Below are 26,533 nucleotides of genomic sequence, written 5' to 3' on the forward strand. Positions count from 1 at the left end.
TATCATCCTTTCCTTAACGCTTTAGGCTAGCTTTCGGGCGATATCGGCAACCCGTTTGCCCAGGGCGCGTCCCAGAGCCAGGTCCGACTCGGTCGGCAGGTTGGGAGGCGCATCCTTGGACGCCTCGACCGGACAAGTGATGCCGACGCCGTAGTAGGAGCCGTAGAGCACGTTTTCCGGCACGTTGCTCGGCAGGCCGACGATAATCATGCCATTGTACAGCATCGGTGTAATCAGGTTCCACAGCGTCATCTCGATGCCGCCGTGTACGGTTGCCGTCGTGCAGAACGCGGCGCCGACTTTGCCGATGAGCTCGCCTTTGGCCCACATGTAACCGAGCTTGTCGATCCAGCTCTTGAGTCCGGAGCTTATCGTTCCGAAGTGGCCCGGACAGCCCCATATGATGGCATCCACGTCTTCCAGCTCGCTGATTTGTGCTTCGTTAACGTGGCGGAGAAGAACTTCGGCTTCCGGATGACCGGCGGCGCCTTCGGCGATAGAGCGGGCAAGCGCTTCGGTATGGCCGCTCTCGCTGTCGTAAACTACATAAATTTTCATAATGGACTTCCTTTCCGTGACAAGGTCAAATGGGAAAGCGCGGATATCAGACCCGCGCCGTCTGTCCGCTCGATTCCGTCAATTCAATCGGTTCGGCCGTTTTTTCGGCCGTTTTTTTCTTGGCGGTTTTGCCGTGAGCGACGCGGCGGAAGAAGAAGGAAACGACTAAGGCGACAATCGTAAGGCCTGTCGCAACGACGAAGGCGTCGTTGATGCCTTGAATGGTCGATTGTTTCGTAACGAGGCCGTATAGCATCTGGCTCGCATACGCTTTGCCGGCCGCCAGAGACTGTCCCATCTGTTGGGCAAATGCGGCGCCCATGCTTTCCAGCCCCGACGGATTGTAGTTCGGATTGGACAAGGACAGGTCGTTCGCATATTGGCCCACATGATAGGTTGTGCGATTTGTCATGATGGTAACCAGAATCGCCGTTCCGATCGAAGAGGCGATCTGGCGCGCCGTATTGGAAGCGGCCGTGCCGTGGCTGGCCAGCTCTCTGGGCAGCTGATTAAGCCCCGTCGTCATGATGGTCATCGCAATGAACGACATGCCGAACATGCGGATCGTGTACAGCCACATCAGGGTCGAATAGGTCGTATCCGCGTTAAGATGCGCGAATTCCCAAGTCGTGACGGCTGTAATGGTAAGACCGATAAAGGCGAGCGGCTTAATGCCGAAACGGTCGAACAAGGCGCCGGAAAGCGGCGACATGATCCCCATAAGAAGCGCGCCGGGCAGCATAAGCAGACCCGCTTCCATCGGGCTGTACCCCCGGATGTTCTGAACATAGATCGGAACGAGGATAGACGCCCCGAACATGGCCATGTTCACGATACAGCTGACGACCGTGCTCAGTGAAAACATGTTGTACTTGAAAACCCGCAGATTCAGAAGCGGGTGTTTGGCCGTCAGTTCGCGCACGATGAACAGGGCGATGAAGACGACCCCGATGATGATGGTCGAGACGACCGGAACGGAATCCCAGCCCTTGCTGCCGGCTTCACTGATCCCGTAAAGGAGCGAGCCGAAGCCGATCGTCGACGTAACGAATCCCAGGAAGTCGAAAACGGGCTTCGTTACTTTCGTGACGTTTTTCAAGACAAGAAAAGCAAAAATAATATCGAGAATGGCGATCGGCATGGCCACGTAGAACAAGATTCTCCATGTCCAGTGCTCGATGATCCAGCCCGACAGAGTAGGGCCCACGGCAGGAGCGAAGAACATTGCGATCCCGATCGTACCCATAGCGCGTCCGCGCACCTGCGGGGGATAGATGTTCAGAATAACGGTCATCATGAGCGGCATAATAATACCGGCGCCCGCGCCTTGTACGATACGGCCGATCATCATAATCGTGAAGTTCGGCGCCATGCCGCATATCAGACTGCCGACGGTGAACGAAATCATCGCGGAGATGAACAGCTGGCGGGTCGTAAACGTACCGATCAGGAACGCGGAGATCGGAATAATAATCCCGTTAATCAGCATGTAACCGGTGGACAGCCATTGAATGGTGTCCGCAGACGCATTGAAATCATTCATCAAATGGGGCAGGGCCACATTGAGAAGCGTCTGATTAAGAATGGTGACGAAGGCACCCAGAATTAAAACGAGAAGCACCGTACCACGATGCTTCGTCATGTCTTCTTCGGGTTCTTTCTCCTTATAGACAACTAACGCTTTTGTTTCGGACATTCCTTAATCGCTCCTTACTTATGGATGCGGACCTCGGCGCTCATACCGGGTACGAGTGCAACCCCTTGATTATCGGTCAGCATGATTTTAACCGGGACAACTTGAGTGACTTTCGTATAGTTCGCGTTGCTGTTGCTTTGCGGAAGCATGGAGAACGTACCGGCAGTAGCCTGGCCGATCTGATTCACGGTTCCGGTCAGCGTATTGTTCGGGAAAGCATCGACATAGATATCGACGGTTTGGCCGACTTTCACGTTTTTAAGCTGTGTTTCTTCGATGTTGGCGTTGACGAAAAGGCTGCTCATGTTGTAGGCATAACCGAGCGGTGTGCCGGGAGCCACGGTTTCATTGTCATAAGCGCTTGTCTGTACGACAGTGCCGTCGGCAGGCATAGACACGTTAACGGCTGTAGTTCCTTGAGCTCCGGCCGTTTGAACGGTGCCGATGACGTCGCCGGCTTTAAACACTTGGCCGACTTTGCCTTTCCAATCCTCAAGCTTGCCTGTCGCGGGAGCGGTAATCAGCATCTGCTGGCCGGCAATCTGCGCGTTCTCGGTTTTGATATAAGTGGTCGACTGATTATAGAAATAATAGCCGGTAACTGCGGCGACAATTAAAACAATAATGACAACTACGTTGGTGATAACGATTCTGGTGTAACCCATCTTACTTTATTCCTCCTTGGCATTTAGCTGATCTAAAATTTTTTGATGCGTGTCCAGCATGTTTTGAATCTCCTGAGGCGGGACTTTCAAAATCCGCACAAGCTGTTTATAAAGATGCGAATCTTCATTCATTGACAGCTTTACCTTCTCCGTACCTCTTTCGGTCAAGTTTAATTTGACGTTCCGGCGGTCTTCGTCGCTGCGGATCCGATCCACAAGTCCCATCCCGACCAATTGTTCGATGGCTACGCTGACCGAGCTGTTCGTCTGCTGCATGCGCTCGGCCAACTCCGTCACATTGGTGCCGGGACAATTTTTCAGGAGTCGGAGAATCGTGAACTGCACATGGGATAACCCCACCGCTTCCGCATTCGTGCGAAGGATACGCTTGATTGTCTGATTAACTTCACGAAAAGAAGTATAGATGGGGTAAAGCGGGCTCTCCATGCTCTCGCCTCCTATCGTTGTACTGTTTAATGATTCACAAGTGAAACATTCGATAGTCAATATTATGCTACGGAATAAATAACATGTCAAACATATCAAAACGGAAGTTTCTCCACATCTATCCAGCTAACTATCCAGCAACTATCCAGCCTCGTCCGGACCGTTTCTCCGCAAAAAAGAAAGAAGGCAGGCGTCCCGAGGGACGCCGCCTTCTTGGCAGGTGCCTGGAATAAATCCGGCTCCTGCAGCGGTAGGTACTTATTTGCGGACGGGAAGCAGCTTCACATATTCATCCGAAAGCTCCATCAAATCCATAATATAGTCGTAATCTTTGCGGTACTGGCTGATATCCGTGACAGGCTGGTGCGTTTTGAGCGAGACCGCGGTCCCGTCGTCGAAGCCTTCGCCCGGTACGAATAAAACATCGTTGTTGACGAAGGAGCCGGTCGGCAGGTAATACCGGATTCCGGACACGTTCTTCGTCACATTGAGCAAATCGTGCCCGAACGGCACAATCCCCGCTTCCTCCAGACGGATGCCGAGCAGATTGGCTACGGTCGGCATAATGTCCAGCTGGCCGCCGGCCGTTTCGATCATAGTGCCTTCCTGCTGGGAAGGGGCATGAATAATGAGCGGAATATTGTAACGGGAAATTTGCTCATGGTAATCGATTCCGAGCGCCTCTTTGACCATCTTAGGATCGTTGTCCTGCGGCTGCAGGCCGAAGTGGTCCCCGTACAGCACGAGAATCGTTTTGTCCCACATGCCGTTCTCCTTGAGCTGGTCGATCAGGGTCCCCAGGGCATAGTCCGTATAATGGACGGCTTCCAGATAGTCCCCGAGCTGCTTGCCCTTGATGTTCTCCGGCAGAACCAGCGTCTGTTTATCCGCGGGTATTTTGAACGGATGGTGACTGGATGCCGAGATAAACTGGGCGTAGAACGGCTGGTTTTCGTTATTCAGTTCCACGAGACGTTTCATGCCGGTGCGGTACAATTCTTCGTCGGATGCGCCGAAAGCATTGAAGTTGTCGTTCGTGTACGAAGGTTTGTCGAAATACTGCTTAAATCCCAGAGCGGGATACATTTTGTCCCGGTCCCAAAATTTGACGTCATTGACGTGAAACGTATTCGTTTCGTACTGCAATGCGTTAAGCGCTCTCGGCAGGCCGGGCAGCTCGCGGTTGTTGAAGCCGCTGGACATGGCCACGGTTGCGGTGGGGTAAATGGACGTATTGGAAATAAACTCGGCGTCCGAAGTGTTGCCCTGCCCGACTTGCTGGAAGAAGTTGTTGAAATAGAAGCTGGACTTGACCAGCTCATTCATGTTCGGCGTGATCGCCTGGCCGTTCACTTCCAGATTGATCGGGAAGTTCTGGAATGCTTCCAGCTGGACCACGATCACGTTTTTGCCTTTTTCCGTGCCGAAATAGTTAGGCGCCGCCCCTTGCGCCAATGGGGCGCTCCGAGGATAGGAAGCTTCCAGCTCCGTCAAATTTTGCTTGACTTCGGAAATGTCCGCATAGTTGGTCCGGTTGGCGCGGAGTCCGTCAAACAAAGAAACGGCCTGATAAGCGAAGAAACCGAGTTCTTCTCCTTTTTTCAGTTCGTTCTTGGTACCCGAAGCGGCCGCAATGGAAGTGGAGGCCAGCAGTACGCTCACGATCATGAGCGCATAGGTAACCGGTGACGGAAGCCGGAAAGGCACGTAATTTCTTTTCGGTCTTTTACGCACGACGAGCTTGAACAGCAGAACAACGAAAATATCCGCGAAGAACAGGAGGTCCTCCGGTCTCATAATCGAACGTACGGATGAAGAAACTTGTCCCACTTGATTTAGCTGCTTTAACGTTGTGTAGATGGGAACCGTTCCAAAGTTTTGAAAGTAAATAGCGGATGCGAGCAATGCCAAACTGACTGCAATGTTGAAAATCCAGAAAAGTGCTGTTTTTACACGCCCGGGCCGGAAAAGCTCGATAAGACAGGCTGCTACCATCACATCGAAGGCGTCTATTAAAATTTTATCCAGGGTCAGTTTGTCATAGACCAAGATCCGGAACAGTGCCATCTTGGCAAGCAGCAGCACGATCGTCCAAACAAACATGCTTTTATACCATTCTTTCCATCGAATGCTCATGCAATAGGCTCCTTTCCTTTCGATCTATACTTTTATACAAGAAAAATATTAAGGAATTATGAACGTGTCCCTTTACAGGTAAAACCAAATCATGGATAACAGACTTTTATTGATGAAATACCCATTCATATGTAAAACGCCTGTTATATAGAAAAGGAACGGAAAACCCCATATTCTTCTGGACTATTGTACCCCAAAAAGCGGCATCCACCAAATATTTTGTCTGAAAATGTCGGTAAATGTCTAAAAAAGGAAAATTAAATAGAATATATTTCCTGGAGCGCGGCACAATAAAGCGCAACAGGAGGATGATTTCCATGTGCAAACAATATTCGCTGACGGCCGATTTAGCCGAGATTCAGAACCGGTTCTCCGTGGACAAAATAGCGGTTCCCTACAAAGCGAGGTACAATATCTCGCCCCGGCAGCATGTGCCTGTAATCGTTTCCGTAAACGGGGAGCTTGTGCTGGACGAATACCGCTGGGGTTTCGTCCCGTTTTGGGCAAGAGATGCGGTCAACGCGGACGGGATGTCGGTTCATCAGGATCCCGCTTACCGTAAAATTTTTATGCGTCAGCGCTGCATCGTACCGTGCTCGGGTTTTTATTATTGGAAGACGGAAGGGAAGAAAAGCTATCCCGTCCGTGTGGTGCCCCGGAATCGTGAGGTTTTTGGCATCGCCGGTTTGTATGATGTATGGAGCGACCCGAGAGGGAAGGAGCTTCGGACCTGTACGCTGCTGATGACGGAATCGAACGCGCTGATTACTTCCTTCCATAACCAGATGCCGGTTATTTTGAATCAGCATTCGATCGGAGACTGGATGTCGCAGGGGGCGATAGACACCGATCGGCTCATCCCGCTCCTCAAGCCTTTTCCTGCCGAAGCGATGGAAGCCTATCCCGTGACGCCCGCCATTTCCAACCTCGAACTGGACGAATCGCATTGTATCGAAGAGATGAATTTAAAAGTCGCCTGGATAAAAGAGTGAAGAACAAGAGCCGGCCTGAATGAAGTAAATGAAGTAAGCGAAGTGAATGAAGGATGATTAGGAAAAAGAAATCTCCTTAAAAGAGGAGGCTTGTCCCTGGGACAAGCCTTTTCGTTTTCAGGCGGGGGAAGGCTCCGGTTTGGACCGGGGCTCCTCATCCGTAGAGGGATGAATGGCAAACAGGGCGAGCAGAGACTGCCAGCAGACAGGCCGCGCCGAGTACATAGAACAGAATACCCGGATATTTGGACAGCAGGACGGATACGACCGGCGGACCTATCGCCACACCGATGAACCGCATGGAGCTGTAGAAGGAGGATATCGTGCCTCTCTGGGCTTTGTCGATTCCCGCGGTAATAAAGGCGTCCAGGCAGGGAAGGGCGAGTCCGATGCCGATGCCGAGCAGGGAAAGCATCGTAAGCAGGCCGTACAGCGAATTGAAGAAAAGGCAGCCGACAGTCGCCCCCAAAGCAATCAGGCTGCCGATAAACGTCAGCCATTTCATCCGCTTTTTATGCTGGCCGATGACTTTGCCGGTAATAAAAGACGTCAGGCAGAGCAGAGTCAGCGGAATCGCCAGAACGCATCCTTTCAAAATGCCGTGCAGTTTGTACTTCTCTTCCAGCAGCTCCGACAAATAAAAAAGAGCCCCGAAAAGCAAAAACATACAGATGCAGCCGATGGCGAAAATGGCGTACAGCCATCTTCCGTTTTTGGAGAAGATCCATTTCAGGTCTTTCAAGAATACGGGAAGAGAGATCGGTGCCCCGTCGGTGTCTTCCGATTTTTTGGACGGACCCTTCGCGGGATTCCCGCTTTTGTCCGCACGTTTGTTTTCCGCCTTCGCTTTCTTATGGTCGGTGCCGGCTTCCTTGCCGCCGTTTTTCTCCGGCTTTTTCACGAGAAAAAGAACCATCAGGACGGAAATGAGGCAGAAAACGGGAATGGCCATAAACGGCAGGAACCAGACCATGGCGGCCAGGGCGGACCCGAGTATGGGGCTGAGCACCTTGCCTCCCGTGTTGGCCGTTTCAATGACGCCAAGTCCGCTGCTGACGTCGCTTTCCTTCGTAAACATGTCTCCGACCAAAGGCATGGCGACGGGAGCCGCGCCCGCGGCGCCTATACCCTGCAGCAGGCGGCCGAGCAGGATCGTTATATAGGGATTGGGCATGAACCAGGCTGCAAATCCGCAGACGGCGCCGCCGATGCCGGCGATAATCAGGCTGGGGATGATGACGATTTTGCGGCCGTACCGGTCCGACAGGAACCCGGCAACCGGTATAAGGATAATCGCTGCGATCGAGTAGACCGTAATAAGCAGACTGACCTGAAAGGAGGTCACGTGAAGCTTTTCACGGATCAAAGGCAGGATAGGAATTAGCATGGAGTTTCCAAGAGTCATGATCAGCGGGATGGACGCCACAGAAATGAGATCCCATTTTTTTTTCGCCTCCATAAGGCGGATTCACTCTCCTCGGTTGAATTCCTCAGGATCTCCGGTGATCCGGTCGCCAAAGCTAGGAATACTTTGCGCAGAGAAGAGGAATTTTATCCTGCCGGCCGGAGATGAATTGCCGCTTCTTCCCGAACGTCGGGAGCGGAATATATCTCAGCCGGCGGATAAGAGCCGAAGCAGCTGCCGGTTGAGCTGTACGGGATGACGGGGAAACGCCGCCAGCCGGAAGTTCTCCGTCAGCTCCGAAGCCTGAACAGGCTCCGGCCGGTCGGTGAGGCCGGACAGGAAGGCCAGCACGCCGAGCAGCGTCTCGGGCGGGACTCCCGCGCGGCGGATGGCGGACACGGACAAGGAGCCGTGCCGCTTGGACAAGCGCTGGCCGTCGGGCCCGTAGAGCAGCGGCACATGCGTGTAGCGCGGCGGCTCGTACCCAAGCGCCCGCAGCAGCATGAGCTGGCGCGGGGTGGAGTCGAGCAGATCCCAGCCGCGCAGGACGTCGGTGATGCCCATGGCGGCATCGTCGACGGCCGCGGCAAGCTGGTAGGCGACGATGCCGTCCGCCCGCTGCACGACGAAGTCCCCTCCGGCCCCGCCGGGGAAAATCTGCGCTCCCGCGGCAAGATCGCGGAAAGCGACATCCTCCGGAGGCATCGCGAAGCGGAGTGCGGGCGCTTTGACCGCCGCCCGCGCCTCGCGCTCGCCTTCCGTCAGAAACCGGCACGTGCCGGGATAGGCGGGGCCTTCCGAGGAGAGGCCGTGAGGGGCGCTGGAGATGGCGTGAAGCTCGGCCCTGCTGCAGTAGCAGGGGTACAGATGCCCGCTCTCACGCAGCTTCCGCAGCGCCTCTTCGTAGAGGTGCCCGCGGGCACTCTGCTCGTACGGTCCGCACGGGCCGCCCGCACCGGGGCCCTCGTCCCAGCAGAGGCCGAGCCACCGCAGGTCTTCGGTGATCCGTTCGGCCAGCTCGGGCCGGCAGCGCGGCTTGTCGATGTCCTCCATCCGCAGGACGAACGTACCGCCCGCCGCCCGGGTTTGCAGCCAGGCGAGCAGAGCGGTACGGGCGTTGCCGATATGAAGTTCGCCGGACGGAGTAGGGGCGAAGCGCCCCCGTATTTCGCTTGAGCTCATTGTGGTTACGCCCCTTTCATACGAGATATCTATGAAGATACTCCTTTAAGAGGTTTCGTTCAACCTTTCGAGAATGCGGCGTTTGCGGTACAGCATTTTGCCGGCTTCGGCGACGTCCCGGATCGTGCCCCGGTTAAAATAGGCTCCGAACAGCATGCCGGCAATGGGAATCATCTGAAACAGCTTTTTCCAGCCGAAGTTGTCCCGGTACGTCGTGACGACTTCACGCCAGCCCTGAAGCTGGGAAACGGATTGCCGGCCCTCTTTGTCGTAATCGGACAATTTCTCCAGGACGGCTTTCTTTCCCACGATATCGGAAGAGGAAAATTGCAGACAGTTGATAATAAAAATGCGCTCCTTCTTGTCGTTGGGATCGTAGCCGTAGCAGACGGCGATTTCCTGGAGCACTTTCAGGGAAAGGCCCAGCAGGGCCGGTATATCGATCGCCAGCGTAAAAATGCCGCCGAATCCCGTGGTGGCTCCCTGTACGGTCGCGAGCGCCGATCTGGATTCGGACAGGGAATCCACGGCCCGGTCCATGACCGCAAGGGGGAGATGCGCGGCTTCCCGGATGGACGGGACGTCTTGGCGGGCTTCTTTTTCCTCCGCCGTATGCTTGGCAAGATGTTCAAGCATGCCTTTTTCCGAAACGAGGTATTTACCGCCGGTTTGAATGTAGCTTCCCATTTCATCGATAAGCTGTCCGATACGGTCCTGAAGAAAACGGGGGGTAACCTTGTCCAGCAGGGCGAAAGGAAGGCGGCTTAGCTTTTCCCAGAAAAAGATATCTTTCTGTTCGTTTTCCCATCTATGAATTTCGTTCAATTGGTTGAGGAGTTCGTCTCTGGTTTCCGCCGGGTGCATGTCCGGACCTCCTTGTGAGATGTCGTTTTTTTAGTAATACGCGCAAAAGAAGAAAAGCGGTTCAGAAAAGGGGAAATCCTCTGCCGTTCATTTACCTTTTTTAACGGGGAACGATTTGGTACACTGGGGAAACGGAAACAAGCACCCAGCACCGACGGAAGATGAGGAAATGGATATGAGATTCAGAGATTTTCACCCTAATGTAAAAATCCGGATAACGCTGCACTTTGTGACGGGCATTCTAAGCGGCATGGTTTTGCCGTTCATGGCGGTTTATTTCGCCAAAACGCTCGGAACGACGATAGCCGGACTAGCGGTTATGGGCAACATCACCGCAGGCGTCGCCGCCACGTTTATCGGCGGCTATTATGCGGACCGCATCGGACGCAAAAAACTGATGCTGGCCAGCGAACTCGTCTGCACCGCCGCTTACGCGGTGATGGCCGCCGCGAATTCGCCCTGGTTTCAGTCGCCGTACCTGACCCTGGCGATGAGTCTTGTCATCGGAGCCGCTTGGGGGCTGAGCAAGCCCGCCGCTGACGCCATGCTGATCGACGTGACCGAGCCCGGGGCCCGTAAATTTATGTACCGCATTACGTACTGGCTGAATAACTTGTCGATCTCGATCGCCGGTATAATCGGCGCGTTCCTGTTCAGCTCGTACTTGTTCGAATTGTTAATCGGGGTAGCGGCGGTCACGTTCGTCTCTTACCTCGTTACCCTGATCCTGTTGTCTGAAACGCTGCAGGCACCTGCTGCTCCGGCGGAGGGGGAAAGCGTCCCGGCCCCGGGCGGCGGACCTTTTCACATTCTGAGAAGCTACGGGGAAGTGTTCCGTGACCGGACTTTTATGATCTACATACTGGCCAGTCTGCTCCTGGTTTCGGTGGAGTTTAATTTGACGGAGTATATCGGAATACGCCTGGAGAGGGATATTCACGGAGCCGTTCTGCTGCCTGGCATGACGGGCTTGAGCGGTCTTGAGCTTTTGGGCATTCTGAGAACCGAGAATACGTTAGCCATTGTGGTCCTTTCGCTGTTTACCGGTTTTTTGCTTAAAAAATACAGCGGCACCCGCACGATGTTCGTCGGTCTCTTCCTGAACATTGCGGGCTACAGCTACCTGGCCATGGGCAGTCATCCGCGGGCCCTTCTAGTCCTGATGCTGATCGCGACCATAGGGGAGCTGATCTATGTTCCGATCAAGCAGGCGTTTCTCGTGAACATCGTTCCCGACCATGCGCGCAGCTCGTATATGGCGGTCAACGGGATGTTGTACAGCGGCGCCCATTTTATATGCGCCATCAATGTCGTGATCGGCGGGTTCCTGCCCGCGTGGGCGATGGCTGTATTACTTTTCGCGACAGGAATTACAGGAATGCTGCTCTTGGGGTCCATTCTGCCCAAGCTTGCGCCCGTCTCCCGCACGGCCGGTAAAAACAAAGTCGCTTCCGCTTTGTAGGGGAGGTTGACGGAGTGCGAGCGGCCCGGCCATAAGCGGCGTTGACCCGTGCAATCAAAGCATGCCCTACAAGCATGCCCTACAAGCACTGAATAGAGCTGTAAAAAAGCGTCTTGCGGATGGTTCCGCTCGGCGTTTTTTTTATTTTTTTCCAGTGGTCGAGCTTTGTCGAAGCAAATCGCCGCCCGGCGCAGCATAAGCTATCTATAGCGGAAAGGAGGGATACGGGTTGCCTTTTATAAACAGATACTCGGTGACGACCAACGGGGCCATCACGTTTACGGGCAATACGCTCGGCCTCAGCAAAGCGAACAATACCAACGCGCCGGGAACGGCTCACTCCATCGGAACGTTCACGACAGTCAACACGAGTTTGCGGGACGGAACTTACCCGCTCGGAACGACGTCCGATTACCGGCTGAATTCTTCTTCGGCCATTCTCGTCCTGCCCGCCCAGAGCACCGTCTTGTATGCAGAACTGATCTGGGGAGGGAGCTATAACCTGGGCGGGGAAAATGTTACCGGCGTCTTGAACAATACGGTGTCGCTCACGAACAACGCCGGCGTTTTTACGGTTACGCCGGATACGGCTACGGCCAGCGTGAATACGACGAGGTATTTTTATGTCAGGTCGGCCAATGTGACGAGTCTTGTCCAGTCCGGCGGAGGCGGTACCTATACGGTTGGCAGGGTTCCGGGTACGCAGGGTGACAGCGAGAACAGCACCAATCATGCGGGCTGGACGCTGGCCGTCATTTATCAGAATGCGACGCTGCCTTCGCGCAACATGACCGTTTTCGTAGGCAATGAGATGGTGGACACACCTTCAAGCACGACCTCGGCTGTCGTAAGCGGCTTTTCGACCCCGACGAGCGGCCCGCTCAGCGGGAGGCTTCTCGTCAGCGCCCAGGAAGGGGATTCTCCGCTTACGGGCGATCAGATGCAGTTCGGGCCGACAGCCGCCGATCTTACGCCGATTTATGGGCCGAACAATCCCGTAAGCAACTTTTTTTGCTCGCAGATTAACAACGACGGCGGCCTGCTCGATACGACAGGAACGTTCGGAGACCGTAATCATCCTACCGGTTCCGTCATATCCGGAGGCCGCCAGGGGTGGGACATCACGAATGTGGATGTATCGTCCAAACTCGTCAATTCCCAGACGTCCGCCAATATCCGTGGAACGACTTCAGGCGACGTCTATCTGATCAATGCGCTGGCTCTTCAGGTGAACATCAACGCGCCGGTCATCAGCGTAACGAAGGAAGCAAGTAAAACGACCGCTTACATTAATGAAGTAATCACATACAAAATTACGATAACGAACTCCGGCAATGCTACGGCCAACACGCTTACGCTCAAAGACCTGCAGCCTGCGGGTACCACATTCGTAACGGGCAGCGTGACCGTTAACGGAACGGCTCAAGTCGCGGCGAATCCTTACACGGGCATCTCCCTCGGAAACTTGGCGAACAGCCAGACGATCGTGGTCCAATTTCAAAGCCGGGTCATAACGCGGCCTACCGATCCGCCGCAGTTCGCCGATCAGGCGACAGTCACGTACCAGTTCCAGAGCGTAAGCGGGGGAACGGTTTTCAATGGCACGGCGGCTTCATCAGTCGTGACTGTAGCCGCCGGGAATTACCCGCCGACCGCTTCGGATGTATCGGGAACAATTCCCGAGGATACATCGTTTACGGGGCAAATTCCGGCAGCGGACCCCGAATCCGCCGCTTTGGCTTATACGGTCGGGAGTCCGCCCGCACACGGAACCGTTACGCTTAACGCGAACGGGACTTTTACTTACGTGCCGAATCCGAATTTCAACGGCACGGACTCTTTCTCCGTCACCGTCAGCGACGGCAGCGGAGGGACGGCAAACTCGCTCGTCACTATCCGGGTCACGCCGGTGAACGATCCGCCGGTCGCCCAGAATCTGTCGCTTGTTACGCTGGAAGACACGTCTCTGAGCGGAAAAGTGACGGCAGCCGATGCGGACGGCGATACGCTGACCTTCAGTCTGGCCGCTCCTCCCGCTAACGGGACGATTGTATTCGGCCCGACAGGGGTGTTCACGTATACGCCCAACCTTAACTACAACGGACAGGATAGTTTCGTTTATTCGGTCAGCGACGGGAATGGAGGAACCGCTGCGGGTTCCGTAACCATTACGGTTACGCCGGTAAATGACGCTCCCGTCGCCGCCAATGTGAATTTGACGACGGCAGAAGACACGCCTGTCAGCGGAGCCGTACCCGCGACGGATGTGGACGGGGACAGCCTGACGTATACGCTGGCCGCTCCCGTTACGCACGGAAGCGTCACGCTTAACGCAAACGGGACGTTCGTTTATACGCCGGGCCTTAACTTTAACGGCACGGACTCTTTTGCCGTCCGGGTAAGCGACGGGAAAGGCGGCACGGCCGTCGCCAACGTCACGATTGTCGTGACGCCCGTTAACGACCGGCCTGTCGCCGCCGGAGGAAGTGTCGTCACGCCGGAAGATACTCCGGTGAGCGGCAAAATAACCGCAAGCGATGTGGACGGAGACGCGCTGACTTACACGCTCGGCATCGCGCCGCTTCACGGCACGGTTGTACTGGCGGCGGACGGAAGCTATACGTATACGCCTCTTGCGAACTTCAACGGCACGGACAGCTTCACGGTTGTCGTCACTGACGGCAGCGGAGGCACGGCGGCTGCTTCTGTGCAGGTCACCGTCACGCCCGTCAACGACGCTCCCGTCACGTCCGATCTCGTTTTGGTGACGGCGGAGGATACACCGGTAACGGGCACTGTAACCGCATCGGATGCCGACGGAGATGCGCTGACCTATGTGCTCGGGACACTGCCGACCCACGGTACGGCAGTACTGGGGAACGGCGGGATTGTGACCTATACGCCGACTCCTGATTTCAACGGAACGGACAGCTTCAATGTGGTCGTTAGCGACGGCAAAGGCGGTTCGGCGATTTCTCATATCGTCGTCACGGTAACGCCGGTCAACGACCCGCCTGCGGCGCAGGACGTGAGCGTCGTTACGCCGGAGGATACGCCCGTATCGGGCCGGGTCCTCGCATCGGATGCGGACGGAGACGCGCTGACCTTCGCTCTCGGCACTCCGCCCGTTAACGGCACGGCTGTCGTAAGTCCCGACGGGAGCTATACGTACACCCCTGCGCCCGATTATAACGGGCCGGATTCGTTCACCGTTACCGTCAGCGACGGCAGCGGAGGAACCGACTCGGCTGCGGTAACGGTTACGGTGACGCCGGTCAACGACCCTCCCGCCGCCTCGGATTCCGCGCTGACCACTGCGGAAGATACACCGGTAAGCGGTGCCGTTACGGCTGCGGATGCCGACGGTGATACGTTAACCTATACGTTAAAAGCACCCGCCTCTAACGGAGCCGTCACTTTAAATTCCGACGGAACATTCACTTATGTTCCGGCACCGGATTTCAACGGCAGCGATTCGTTTGTCGTTGAAGTAAGCGACAGCGCCGGCGGTTCGGCCGTGTCCAAGGTGACCGTTGCGGTGACGCCGGTCAACGATCCTCCCGTACCCGAATCGCTGACGCTGACAACGCCCGAGGATACGGCGGTAAGCGGTCAGGTCACGGCTGAGGATGCGGATGGAGATCCCTTGACTTTCGCTTTGGGAACGGGTCCCGTCAACGGGACGGCAACCGTGGCGGCGGACGGGTCTTACACCTACACGCCTGCGTTAAATTTTAACGGAACGGACAGTTTTACGGTGGTTGTAAGCGACGGGAGCGGAGGGACCGCGGAAGCTGTCGTCACCATTATTGTGTCACCGGTCAACGATTCCCCGGTAACGGCGGATGCGGCGGTGACCACACCGGAGGACACTCCCCTGAGCGGTGCCGTAACCGCAGCGGATGCGGACGGCGACGCCCTGAGCTATGTGCTCGGAACGCTGCCCACTCACGGAACGGTATCGCTTCTCCCCGACGGGACCTACACGTACACGCCGGACCCCGATTTTAGCGGCACGGACAGCTTCACGGTCGTCGTCAGCGACGGGAGGGGAGGATCGGCGATTTCCAACGTGACCGTGACGGTCACACCCGTGAACGATCCGCCTGCCGCCTCGGACAGGTCGGATGTCACCCTGGAAGACACGCCTGTCAGCGGTCAAGTGACTGCGGCGGATGTGGACGGAGACGCGCTGACGTATGCGCTGGGTACGCCTCCGGCTAACGGAACCGCCGTAATATCGGCCGACGGCACTTACACCTATACGCCGGCCCCGGATTTTAACGGCACGGACAGCTTCACGGTGACCGTGAGTGACGGCAGCGGCGGTACGGCGACGGCGACGGTTACGGTCGTGGTGGAACCGGTCAACGATCCGCCTGTCACCTCCGATGTGACGCTGACGACGCCGGAAGATACCCCGGTCAGCGGGGCGGTCGTCGCGGCGGATGCGGACGGGGATGTACTCGCCTTCACCGTAGAGGCTTCTCCAGGGCATGGAACAGTTACGCTCAATATGGATGGAACGTTCGTTTACGCTCCCGGACCGGACTTTAACGGGACCGATTCTTTTGTAGTCGGCGTCAGCGACGGAAACGGCGGGAGGGCATTGTCAAGCGTGACGGTGACGGTTACGCCCGTGAACGATCCTCCCGTTGCGGATGATTTTGCGGATGTCACTCCCGAAGATATACCTGTAACGGGCCAGGTTACGGCTGTGGATGCGGATGGCGATCCGCTTACGTTTGCCATCGGGACCCAGCCGGCTAACGGAACGGCGGTCATCACCGCAGCCGGAACGTTTACGTATACGCCGAATCCGGATTTTAACGGAACCGACAGCTTTACCGTGACCGTCAGCGACGGAAACGGCGGAACGGACACCGCTGTCGTTACGATTACCGTCACGCCGGTGAACGATGCGCCCGTGACGGCGGATCTGAATCTGACCACTGCCGAAGATACCCCGCTTGCGGGAGCGGTATCGGCTGCGGATGCGGATGGAGACGCACTCCAATTTATACTGGGCACGGGTCCGGTAAACGGCAGCGTAACGGTTGCGGCCGACGGAACGTTCACCTATATTCCCGCCCCGGATTTTAACGGGACGGACAGCTTCACCGTTGTCGTCAACGACGGGAACGGCGGCTCGGCCATTTCGAACGTGACGGTTACGGTCACGCCCGTAAACGATCCTCCGGTTGCGCTTAATGAAGCTGTTTTCACCCTGGAGGACACCCCTGTCCAAGGACGGGTCGGAGCGACTGATGCGGACGGGGATACGCTGACGTTCGCTTTGGGGGCACCCCCCCTGAACGGGACGGCGTCTGTGGGGGCGGACGGCGTCTATACCTATACGCCGGCGCTTAATTTTAACGGGACGGACAGCTTTACGGTACTGGTCAGCGACGGAAGCGGTGGAACCGCCGAAGCGCAGGTTACGGTTCAAGTGGCTCCGGTGAACGACGCGCCCGTTACGACGGACGTGGCTCTGACGACACCGGAAGATACCCCTGCAAGCGGAACTGTTACGGCAACGGACGTGGACGGAGATGCGTTAACCTTCGCGCTGGCGGCTCCTCCTTCTAACGGAACCGCGGTTGTGAATGCGGACGGAACGTTTGTGTATACGCCGTTTCCCGATTTTAACGGAACCGATACGTTCGCCGTGCAGGTAAGCGACGGCAACGGAGGAACCGCCATCTCCGGCGTCACAGTCACGGTCACCCCGGTGAACGATCCGCCCGCAGCGGAGGAAATCGCGCTGGTTACGCCGGAAGACACTCCGGTGAGCGGTCAGGTGACGGCCACGGATGCGGACGGAGACTCTCTAACGTTCACGCTGGGCACGCAGCCCGCTAACGGAACGGCGGCGGTTACGCCGGCGGGTGCCTTTACGTACACGCCCGCAGCGGATTATAACGGTACGGACACGTTTACAGTCATTGTCAGCGACGGCAACGGGGGAATGGCGGAAGCGGCCGTTACCGTCACGGTGACACCCGTCAACGATGCACCCGTCACGGCGGATCTGGCTTTGACGACATCGGAAGATACGCCGCTTGCCGGAACGGTAACCGCAACGGATGCGGACGGAGATTCCCTTACCTTTCTGCTCGGAACCGTTCCGACGAACGGAACCGCCGCCGTTCTGCAGGACGGAACGTTTACGTATACACCGGCACCCGATTTTAACGGTTTGGACAGTTTCACGGTTGTGGTCAACGACGGAAGCGGCGGGTCGGCGATCTCCAATGTGACCGTTACGGTGACGCCGGTGAACGATCCGCCCGTCGCGAACGATGTGTCGGACCGCACGGCGGAGGACACGCCGACCAACGGTCAAATTACCGCCGCCGATCCGGACGGAGACCCGTTGACATACAGCCTTGCGACCCCTCCGGCGAACGGAACGGCAGTCGTGGGAACGGACGGTTCCTACACGTATACGCCCGCACCCGATTTCAACGGCACCGACAGCTTTACGGTCCTCGTCAGCGACGGCGGCGGAGGAACGGACACCGCTGTAGTGACGGTAGAGGTCACACCGGTGAACGATCCGCCTTTTGCTCCGCCGCAAAATTTGACCACACCTGAAGACACGGTACTCTTCGGACTTATCGGGGCGGTTGACCCGGACGGCGACCCGCTTACGTATACGGTAATCGTTTCGCCGGAAAACGGCGTTTTTACGGTCAATCCGGATGGTACGTTCTCTTATACGCCCGGTTTGAATTTCAACGGCACGGATACGGTGGCCGTACGGATCGACGACGGCAACGGAGGTTCGGGGATTTCTGTCCTCAACCTGACGGTTTTGCCTGTCAACGACCCGCCTGCTGCGGAAAATACGTCCGTTTCGGTACCGCAGGATTCTTCCGTGACCGGCCGGATCGTGGCGACTGATGTGGATGGAGATACGCTCTCCTACATCACGTCAACTCCACCGGCGAACGGTTCGGTCGTCATCGGAGCGGGCGGTTCCTTCACCTACACGCCGAACCCCGGATTCAGCGGAGCGGACACCTTCGTCGTCCAAGTGAGCGACGGAAACGGCGGCACGGATACGGCCCGGGTTGCGGTAACGGTTATCCCTACGCTCAATCCCGAATTAGGCAATGATGCCTCCGTTACGACGCCCGAGGATACGACTTTCAGCGGAGCGGTCACGGGAAATCCGCCTCCGGGTAACACACTGGTTTTCAGCCTGGAGGGAGTTCCCGGCAATGGCAGTGCTTCAGTAAGTCCTGACGGAGCGTTCACCTATACGCTGAATCCCGATTTTAACGGAACAGATTCGTTTACGGTCCGGGTAACTTCGAGTCCGGGCGGGCAGATCGATTATTCACTTGTCACCGTGACGGTGACGCCTGTCAATGACGCTCCCGAGGCTGCTGATTTGCAGGTGGCGACCCCCGAAGACATTGCGTACAGCGGGAAAATAACCGCTCGGGACGCGGACGGCGACACGCTGGCCTATTCGTTAAGTACAGCTCCTTTGAACGGGACGGCGGCTGTGGGGGACGACGGCACCTTCACGTATACGCCGAACGCCGATTTCAACGGCACTGACAGTTTTGCGATCCTCGTCGATGACGGCAACGGTGGAACGGATACGTCTGTGGTAACCGTGACGGTCCTGCCGGTGAACGATGCGCCGGTTCTGTCCAACGCCTCCGTCACCGTTCCGGAGGATACAGCCGTTACAGGTACCTTGACAGCGGTCGACGGAGACAATGATGCCCTGACGTTTACACTGCTTACGGCTCCCGTGTACGGTACCGCAGTGGTTGCAGCAGACGGGGCCTTTACGTATACGCCGATTCCGGATTTCAACGGAACGGATTCGTTTACGGTTGGGGTTGACGACGGCAACGGCGGCACGGCGGTGGCTAACGTAACGGTGACGGTAACGCCGGTAAACGATCCCCCGGTGGCGGCCGATGTTAGTGACGTGACGCCGGAAGACACGCCCGTAAGCGGCCAGGTGCAGGCGGCGGATGTGGACGGCGACGCACTGACGTTCGCGCTGGGAACGCCGCCGGTAAACGGCACGGCGGTCGTGACCGCGGCCGGCGCGTACACATACACGCCGAACCCCGACTTTAACGGCACCGACAGCTTCACCGTGACGGTGAGCGACGGCAGCGGCGGCACGGACACGGCAACCGTCACGATCACAGTGACGCCGGTCAACGACGCGCCGGTGACGGCGGATCTGGCGCTGAGTACGCCGGAGGATACGCCGCTTGCCGGTGCGGTAACCGCCGCGGATGCGGACGGCGACGCGCTGACGTACGTGCTCGGCACGCCGCCGTCCCACGGAACGGCGGCGGTGGCGGCCGACGGCATCTTCACCTATACGCCGGCGCCGGACTTTAACGGGCTCGACAGCTTCACGGTCGTCGTGAACGACGGGGCCGGAGGGTTCGCCATCTCGCACGTCACCGTCACGGTGACGCCGGTGAACGATCCGCCGGTGGCGGCCGGGCAGACCGATTACACGGCGGAGGATACGCCGGTGACGGGGCAGGTCACGGCCGCGGACGTGGACGGCGACGCGCTGACGTTTGCGCTGGGAACGCCTCCGGCAAACGGAACGGCCGTGGTGGCGGCGGACGGCACGTACACGTACACGCCGAACCCGGACTTCAACGGCACGGACGGCTTTACCGTGACGGTGAGCGACGGCAGCGGCGGGACCGCGACCGCGGCGGTCACGGTCAACGTGGCGCCGGTGAACGATCCGCCGGTAACGGCCGACGTGGCGCTGACGACGGCGGAGGATACGCCGGCGGCGGGGCAGGTGACGGCCACGGACGCGGACGGCGACGCGCTGACGTACGTGCTGGCGGCGGGGCCCGGACACGGCAGCGTGCTGCTGAACGCGGACGGGACGTTCACGTACACGCCGGCGGCCGATTTCAACGGCACGGACAGCTTCAGCGTGACGGTGAGCGACGGCAGCGGCGGGACGGCGGTGTCGCACGTGACGGTAACGGTGACGCCGGTTAACGACGCGCCGGTGGTCGCCGATGCAAGCGACGTAACGCCGGAAGACACGCCGGTGACGGGGCAGATCACGGCCGCGGACGCGGACGGCGACGCGCTGACGTACGCGCTGGGGACTCCGCCGGTGAACGGAACGGCCGTGGTGACGGCAGGCGGGACGTATACGTACACGCCGAATCCGGACTTTAACGGCACCGACAACTTTACGGTGACGGTAAGCGACGGAAACGGCGGCACGGCGACGGCAGCCGTAACGGTGACGGTCACGCCGGTGAACGACGCGCCGGTGACGGCGGATCTGGCGCTGACGACGCCCGAGGATACACCGCTTGCCGGCGCGGTGACGGCCACGGATGCGGACGGGGATGCGCTGACGTTCGTGCTCGGCACGGGTCCGGGAAGAGGGGCTGCGGCAGTTGCGCCTGACGGGACGTTTACGTACGTACCCGCGCGGGATTTTAACGGTACGGACAGCTTCACGATTGTTGTCAGCGACGGAAACGGCGGTTTCGCCATTTCAAATGTGACGGTCGTCGTCACGCCGGTTAACGATCCGCCGGTCGTCGGCGACGAGCAATGCTTCACGACGGAGGATACACCCGTAACATGCCAGCTCATAGCTTCGGATGTGGACGGCGATGCGCTGAGCTATGCGCTGGGCACGCTTCCGGTGAACGGTACGGCAGTCGTGACGGCGGACGGCACCTACACGTATACGCCGGATCCCGACTTTAACGGAATCGACACGTTCACCGTGACGGTGAGTGACGGCAGCGGCGGAACGGCAACGGCGACGGTCACAGTGAACGTGGCGCCGGTGAACGATGTGCCGGTAACGTCCGATTTGGCGCTGACAACGCCCGAGGATACGGCTGCGGCCGGTCAGATTACGGCTGCGGATGCGGATGGAGACGCGTTGACGTTTACACTCCGGACACAGCCGACGAACGGCAGTGTTGTTCTGAACGCGGACGGCACGTTTACGTATACGCCGATTCCGGATTTCAACGGAACGGATTCGTTTACGGTTGGGGTTGACGACGGCAACGGCGGCACGGCGGTGGCGAACGTAACGGTGACGGTCACGCCGGTAAACGATCCGCCGGTGGCGGCCGATGTTAGTGACGTGACGCCGGAAGACACGCCCGTAAGCGGCCAGGTGCAGGCGGCGGATGTAGATGGCGACGCGCTGACGTTCGCGCTGGGAACGCCGCCGGTAAACGGCACGGCGGTCGTGACCGCGGCCGGCGCGTACACATACACGCCGAACCCCGACTTTAACGGCACCGACAGCTTCACCGTGACGGTGAGCGACGGCAGCGGCGGCACGGACACGGCAACCGTCACGATCACAGTGACGCCGGTCAACGACGCGCCGGTGACGGCGGATCTGGCGCTGAGTACGCCGGAGGATACGCCGCTTGCCGGCGCGGTAACCGCCACGGATGCGGACGGCGACGCGATGACGTACGTGCTCGGCACGCCGCCGTCCCACGGAACGGCGGCGGTGGCGGCCGACGGCATCTTCACCTATACGCCGGCGCCGGACTTTAACGGGCTCGACAGCTTCACGGTCGTCGTGAACGACGGGGCCGGAGGGTTCGCCATCTCGCACGTCACCGTGACGGTGACGCCGGTGAACGATCCGCCGGTGGCGGCCGGGCAGACCGATTACACGGCGGAGGATACGCCGGTGACGGGGCAGGTCACGGCCGCGGACGTGGACGGCGACGCGCTGACGTTTGCGCTGGGAACGCCTCCGGCAAACGGAACGGCCGTGGTGGCGGCGGACGGCACGTACACGTACACGCCGAACCCGGACTTCAACGGCACGGACGGCTTTACCGTGACAGTGAGTGACGGCAGCGGCGGGACTGCGACCGCGGCGGTCACGGTCAACGTGGCGCCGGTGAACGATCCGCCGGTAACGGCCGACGTGGCGCTGACGACGGCAGAGGATACGCCGGCGGCGGGGCAGGTGACGGCCACGGACGCGGACGGGGACGCACTGACGTACGTGCTGGCGGCAGGGCCCGGACACGGCAGCGTGCTGCTGAACGCGGACGGGACGTTCACGTACACGCCGGCGGCCGATTTCAACGGCACGGACAGCTTCAGCGTGACGGTGAGCGACGGCAGCGGCGGGACGGCGGTGTCGCACGTGACGGTGACGGTGACGCCGGTTAACGATACGCCGGTAGCCGCAGATGTAAGCGACGTGACGCCGGAAGACACGCCGGTGACGGGGCAGATCACGGCCGCGGACGCGGACGGCGACGCGCTGACGTACGCGCTGGGAACGCAGCCGGTAAACGGCACGGCGGTGGTGACGGCAGGCGGGACGTATACGTACACGCCGAATCCGGACTTTAACGGCACCGACAGCTTTACGGTGACGGTGAGCGACGGAAATGGCGGCACGGCAACGGCAGCCGTAACGGTGACGGTCACGCCGGTGAACGACGCGCCGGTGACGGCGGATCTGGCGCTGAGTACGCCCGAGGATACACCGCTTGCCGGCGCGGTAACGGCCACGGATGCGGACGGGGATGAGCTGACGTTCCTGCTCGGCACATTTCCGAGCCGGGGAACGGCGGCGGTCTCGGCGGACGGAAGTTTTGTGTATACGCCGGGGACGGATTTCAACGGGACTGATTCTTTTACGGTCGTAGTGGACGACGGACGGGGAGGCTCGGCGATTTCCAACGTTACGATAACGGTGACTCCGGTCAACGACGCGCCCGCTGCGCCCGGGCAGACGGATTACACGGCGGAAGATACGCCGGTATCGGGGCAGATTGCGGCCTTTGACGCCGACGGCGACACGCTGACTTTCACACTGGGCACGCCTCCGGTGAACGGATCGGTGTTGCTCGATGCGGACGGATCTTACATCTATACGCCCAATCCCGATTACCATGGGACGGACAGTTTTACGGCCGTTATCGCCGACGGTCAGGGCGGCACGGCCGAAGTGCAGGTACTAATTGTCGTTACTCCGCAAAACGATCCGCCCGTCGCGGAAGATCTTTATACGGCCACATTCGAAGATACGCCGCTTAACGGCACCGTAGCCGCATCGGATGCCGACGGCGACACGCTGTCGTTTGCGCTGGCGCAGCAAGCTTCCAACGGAATCGCTTCGGTGACGGCGGCCGGCGCATTCAGCTACACGCCGAATCCGAACTTCAACGGGATCGACAGTTTTACCGTAACCGTAAGTGACGGCGCCGGAGGAACGGACAGCGCGGTCGTAACCGTAACGGTCGTTCCGGTCAACGATGCGCCCATTCTCGGTACGCTTAGTGAGGCGACCGCGGAAGATACCGTTCTGAACGGCCAGATTACGGCAGCCGATCCGGATGGCGATCCCGTCGTATATGCTCTTGCAGCACAGGCTGCCAACGGAACAGCAGTGGTAAATGCCGACGGATCGTACACGTATACGCCGAATCTTAATTTTAACGGCACGGACTTTTTTGTAGTGACGGCTTCGGACGGTCAGGGGGGAATCACATCGGCAATCGTAAACGTCACGGTGACGCCCGTTAACGATCCTCCTTTCGCGGCTCCGCTGGCCCTTGCTACCCAAGAGGATACGCCCGTATCCGGCACGATTCCGGCGTATGATCCGGAAGGCGATCCGCTTGTATACACCGTCAATACGGCGCCAGGGAACGGTAAGGTGATTTTGAACGCGGACGGAAGCTTCATCTATACCCCCGATCCGGATTTTAACGGGACCGACGGTTTTACCGTCCTCGTGAGCGATAATCATGGAGCCGGGTTCGTTTCGGACGTCACGGTGACAGTGCTGCCCGTCAACGATCCGCCGCAGGTGATCGACGTGTCGGAATCCACGTTTATAAACCGGTCTGTCAGCGGAACAATCGATGCGGCCGACATCGACAGCGATGTTCTCACTTACGCGCTGGACACACCGCCCGTCAGCGGTACGGCGGCTGTAGGTCCCGGAAACACGTACACGTATACGCCGAATCCGAATTTTATCGGAACTGATTTTTTCCGTGTAAGAGTCACAGACGAGTCGGGCGCTTCTGGGACAGCGACGATTACCGTCGAGGTGTCGCCGGTTTTTGTGGGCTCCGCGAGCGAAACGACTCTAACGACGCTGCAAAATACGCCGGTTACCGGCACGGTCCCGCTCGTCCCGGAAGTTTCGGCGGTCTATCAGGTGAGCACGCCCCCGCCGAACGGTACGGTATCGGTAAATCCCGGCGGAAGCTTCACGTATGTGCCGAACCCGGGGTTCACGGGCAGCGATTCGTTCGTCCTTACGGAATCGGGCACCCTGCAGACGGTTTTAGTCCGTGTCGTCGTCCTGCCTGCAAATCAGGCTCCGGTGGTCCAGGATGCTCAAAGCTCCACGACAAGGAATACGCCGGTATCCGGGATGGTAGCGGCGGCCGATCCGGAAGGGCGGGCACTCTTTTACGACCTGAATTCCCTGCCGGTGAACGGGACGGCATCGATCGGTGCGGACGGCACGTACACGTATACGCCTAACCGGAACTTCGTCGGAACCGATTCTTTCACGGTCCGTGTAACGGATGCGGATGGAGCCGTCAGCATCGCGTCGGTCATCGTAACTACCGCATTCGCGAATTTACCGCCGGTTGCCGAAGATGCTTCCTATTCGACACCGGAGGATACGACGGTTTACGGAAAGCTGACCGCCGCCGATCCGGATGCGGACTCCATCGGCTTTAGGGTCGCAAAGCCGCCCGCGCACGGGACGGTGGAGCTTGATTTGGACGGAGGCTTCCGCTATACACCCTATTCGGGATTCGCGGGGAATGATGGTTTTGAAGTGGAGGTTACGGATACTTACGGGGCGTTTACCGTTCTGGAAGTGTCGGTAACGGTGCTGCCCGTCAACGAACAGCCGGTAGCCGGAAATATTGAACTCGGTACCCGTGAAGGGGAGCCGGTAACCGGACGGATTCCAGCCGCCGATCCGGAAGGCGGTCAACTCCTCTTTGAACTGCTGGGGGCTCCTTCCAACGGGACGGTTGTGATCCGTCCGGACGGAACGTTTACGTATACGCCGTTTGAGGGCTTCACGGGAACGGATGTGTTTACAGTAGTCGTCACAAGCCTGCGCACCGGTGAAAAAACACTCGCGGCCGTGCGGATTACCGTTAACCCCGCGGGAACTCTTCCGTCCAACCGCGCTCCCGCGGTATCGGATCAGTATTTCGCCACCTTTGCGGACACTCCGCTCGACGGGCAGCTGCAGGCGGTCGATCCCGATAACGATCCGCTGCGGTTCGAGCTTCTGCTGCCGCCGGAATCGGGAAAAGTCAGCGTCGGGACCGGAGGCAGGTTTATTTACCTGCCGGACCCGGGCTTTACGGGGAGCGACCGGTTTACGGTCCTTATCCGTGACGGCAGAGGAGGCGTTTCCGTCGCACTGGTTACGATTACGGTCGAAAGGAAGGATGACGAGGGCGGAAACGGCGAGCCCGTGCCCGATACGCTGACGGCGCGCGGCGAAACCCGGACGACTTCGATGAATACGCCAGTTCAGGGCAGGGTCCGAGCCTTGAGCAGGCTGGGACTGCCGTTGACGTATTTCTTAAAAAATCCGGCCAAACACGGAAATTCCACGGTTAGCGCAGACGGGATCTGGACGTACAATCCCGGTCGGAATTTTACGGGCATAGATGTTTTCATTATCGAGATCGCAAACAGCCGCGACGACCGTACCGAAGCCGTTTTTACGGTTATTGTGGAACCTCAGGTCGAGGAATAGGGAAGCAGGCGGTACGCGTACAGGGAGAACACTGAAGGGGACGAAATAATCGTCCTCTTTTTTTGCACGGAGGGGTGAATGGACGGGAAGCGGTCAATTGGTTTATGCTGTGAAAAGAACTTCCGGTTTTCGCTGTGAAGGATTCTACCCGCTTTATCCGTGATTTTGCAGGATTCGTCTGTGATACGAGACTGGGAAATGATACCGGAACGCGGGCGGAACTGTTCTTTCTTGTTTTTCAAAAAAACGATTCGGCGCAGGTGGTTGGCCACCGTCATGTGACGCCGGGCACCGCCAGGCGGGAGCTTCTCTTGGTGCGGACAATTTATTAATCCCCG

11 protein-coding genes are annotated in these 26,533 nt (G+C 58.3%); 3 read left to right on the forward strand and 8 right to left on the reverse strand.

The window, feature by feature from the left end; genetic code table 11:
* Positions 1 to 21: 21 nt before the first annotated feature.
* The 5 genes from ABC395_RS10880 to ABC395_RS10900 all read right to left on the reverse strand — a co-directional run bounded on the left by ABC395_RS10880 (position 22) and on the right by ABC395_RS10900 (position 5,502).
* A complete protein-coding gene (locus ABC395_RS10880) occupies positions 22 to 558 on the reverse strand; it encodes an NAD(P)H-dependent oxidoreductase (protein ID WP_413002937.1) in 537 nt (178 codons plus the stop codon).
* A 46-nt stretch (positions 559 to 604) separates the two neighbouring features.
* Positions 605 to 2,254 (reverse strand): DHA2 family efflux MFS transporter permease subunit, encoded by a 1,650-nt coding sequence (locus tag ABC395_RS10885; RefSeq protein ID WP_413002938.1) that lies wholly within the window; start codon positions 2,252 to 2,254, stop codon positions 605 to 607.
* 14 nt (positions 2,255 to 2,268) lie between these two features.
* A complete protein-coding gene (locus ABC395_RS10890) occupies positions 2,269 to 2,919 on the reverse strand; it encodes a beta-barrel domain-containing protein (protein WP_413002940.1) in 651 nt (216 codons plus the stop codon).
* Positions 2,920 to 2,925: 6 nt separating this feature from the next.
* Positions 2,926 to 3,366, reverse strand: coding sequence for a MarR family winged helix-turn-helix transcriptional regulator (locus ABC395_RS10895; protein WP_103996009.1), 441 nt, complete (start codon positions 3,364 to 3,366; stop codon positions 2,926 to 2,928).
* A 258-nt stretch (positions 3,367 to 3,624) separates the two neighbouring features.
* Positions 3,625 to 5,502, reverse strand: a complete 1,878-nt coding sequence (locus ABC395_RS10900) for an LTA synthase family protein (protein ID WP_413002942.1) — start codon at positions 5,500 to 5,502, stop codon at positions 3,625 to 3,627.
* A 317-nt stretch (positions 5,503 to 5,819) separates the two neighbouring features.
* Here ABC395_RS10900 and ABC395_RS10905 point away from each other — a divergent pair, with 317 nt between their 5' ends.
* Positions 5,820 to 6,494 carry an SOS response-associated peptidase gene (locus ABC395_RS10905; protein ID WP_413002943.1) on the forward strand — a complete coding sequence of 225 codons (675 nt, stop codon included), beginning with the start codon at positions 5,820 to 5,822 and terminating at the stop codon, positions 6,492 to 6,494.
* Between the two features lie 154 nt (positions 6,495 to 6,648).
* Here ABC395_RS10905 and ABC395_RS10910 read toward each other — a convergent pair whose 3' ends face one another.
* The 3 genes from ABC395_RS10910 to ABC395_RS10920 form a co-directional block, all read right to left on the reverse strand.
* Entirely contained in the window at positions 6,649 to 7,953 is a 1,305-nt protein-coding gene (locus tag ABC395_RS10910; RefSeq protein WP_413002945.1) for an MFS transporter, read from the reverse strand.
* 153 nt (positions 7,954 to 8,106) lie between these two features.
* Positions 8,107 to 9,081, reverse strand: coding sequence for a tRNA glutamyl-Q(34) synthetase GluQRS (gluQRS, locus tag ABC395_RS10915; RefSeq protein ID WP_413002947.1), 975 nt, complete (start codon positions 9,079 to 9,081; stop codon positions 8,107 to 8,109).
* A gap of 45 nt (positions 9,082 to 9,126) precedes the next feature.
* Entirely contained in the window at positions 9,127 to 9,945 is an 819-nt protein-coding gene (locus ABC395_RS10920; RefSeq protein ID WP_413002949.1) for an EcsC family protein, read from the reverse strand.
* A 175-nt stretch (positions 9,946 to 10,120) separates the two neighbouring features.
* On the opposite strand from ABC395_RS10920, the gene ABC395_RS10925 reads away from it, so the two are divergent.
* Together ABC395_RS10925 and ABC395_RS10930 are read left to right on the forward strand one after the other, a co-directional pair.
* Positions 10,121 to 11,407, forward strand: a complete 1,287-nt coding sequence (locus tag ABC395_RS10925; protein WP_413002951.1) for an MFS transporter — start codon at positions 10,121 to 10,123, stop codon at positions 11,405 to 11,407.
* A gap of 229 nt (positions 11,408 to 11,636) precedes the next feature.
* Complete coding sequence (locus ABC395_RS10930) at positions 11,637 to 26,195, forward strand: Ig-like domain-containing protein (RefSeq protein ID WP_413002953.1); 14,559 nt, start codon at positions 11,637 to 11,639, stop codon at positions 26,193 to 26,195.
* Positions 26,196 to 26,533: the final 338 nt, after the last annotated feature.

Source organism: Paenibacillus canaveralius (assembly GCF_047238265.1).
In the GTDB taxonomy this organism is placed as follows: domain Bacteria; phylum Bacillota; class Bacilli; order Paenibacillales; family NBRC-103111; genus Paenibacillus_F.

Excerpts from the sequence above, each read along its gene's own strand:
- ABC395_RS10880 (WP_413002937.1), bottom strand. The coding sequence starts at position 558 with ATGAAAATTTATGTAGTTTACGACAGCGAGAGCGGCCATACCGAAGCG.
- ABC395_RS10885 (WP_413002938.1), bottom strand. The coding sequence starts at position 2,254 with ATGTCCGAAACAAAAGCGTTAGTTGTCTATAAGGAGAAAGAACCCGAA.
- ABC395_RS10890 (WP_413002940.1), bottom strand. The coding sequence starts at position 2,919 with ATGGGTTACACCAGAATCGTTATCACCAACGTAGTTGTCATTATTGTT.
- ABC395_RS10895 (WP_103996009.1), bottom strand. The coding sequence starts at position 3,366 with ATGGAGAGCCCGCTTTACCCCATCTATACTTCTTTTCGTGAAGTTAAT.
- ABC395_RS10900 (WP_413002942.1), bottom strand. The coding sequence starts at position 5,502 with ATGAGCATTCGATGGAAAGAATGGTATAAAAGCATGTTTGTTTGGACG.
- ABC395_RS10905 (WP_413002943.1), top strand. The coding sequence starts at position 5,820 with ATGTGCAAACAATATTCGCTGACGGCCGATTTAGCCGAGATTCAGAAC.
- ABC395_RS10910 (WP_413002945.1), bottom strand. The coding sequence starts at position 7,953 with ATGGAGGCGAAAAAAAAATGGGATCTCATTTCTGTGGCGTCCATCCCG.
- gluQRS (WP_413002947.1), bottom strand. The coding sequence starts at position 9,081 with ATGAGCTCAAGCGAAATACGGGGGCGCTTCGCCCCTACTCCGTCCGGC.
- ABC395_RS10920 (WP_413002949.1), bottom strand. The coding sequence starts at position 9,945 with ATGCACCCGGCGGAAACCAGAGACGAACTCCTCAACCAATTGAACGAA.
- ABC395_RS10925 (WP_413002951.1), top strand. The coding sequence starts at position 10,121 with ATGAGATTCAGAGATTTTCACCCTAATGTAAAAATCCGGATAACGCTG.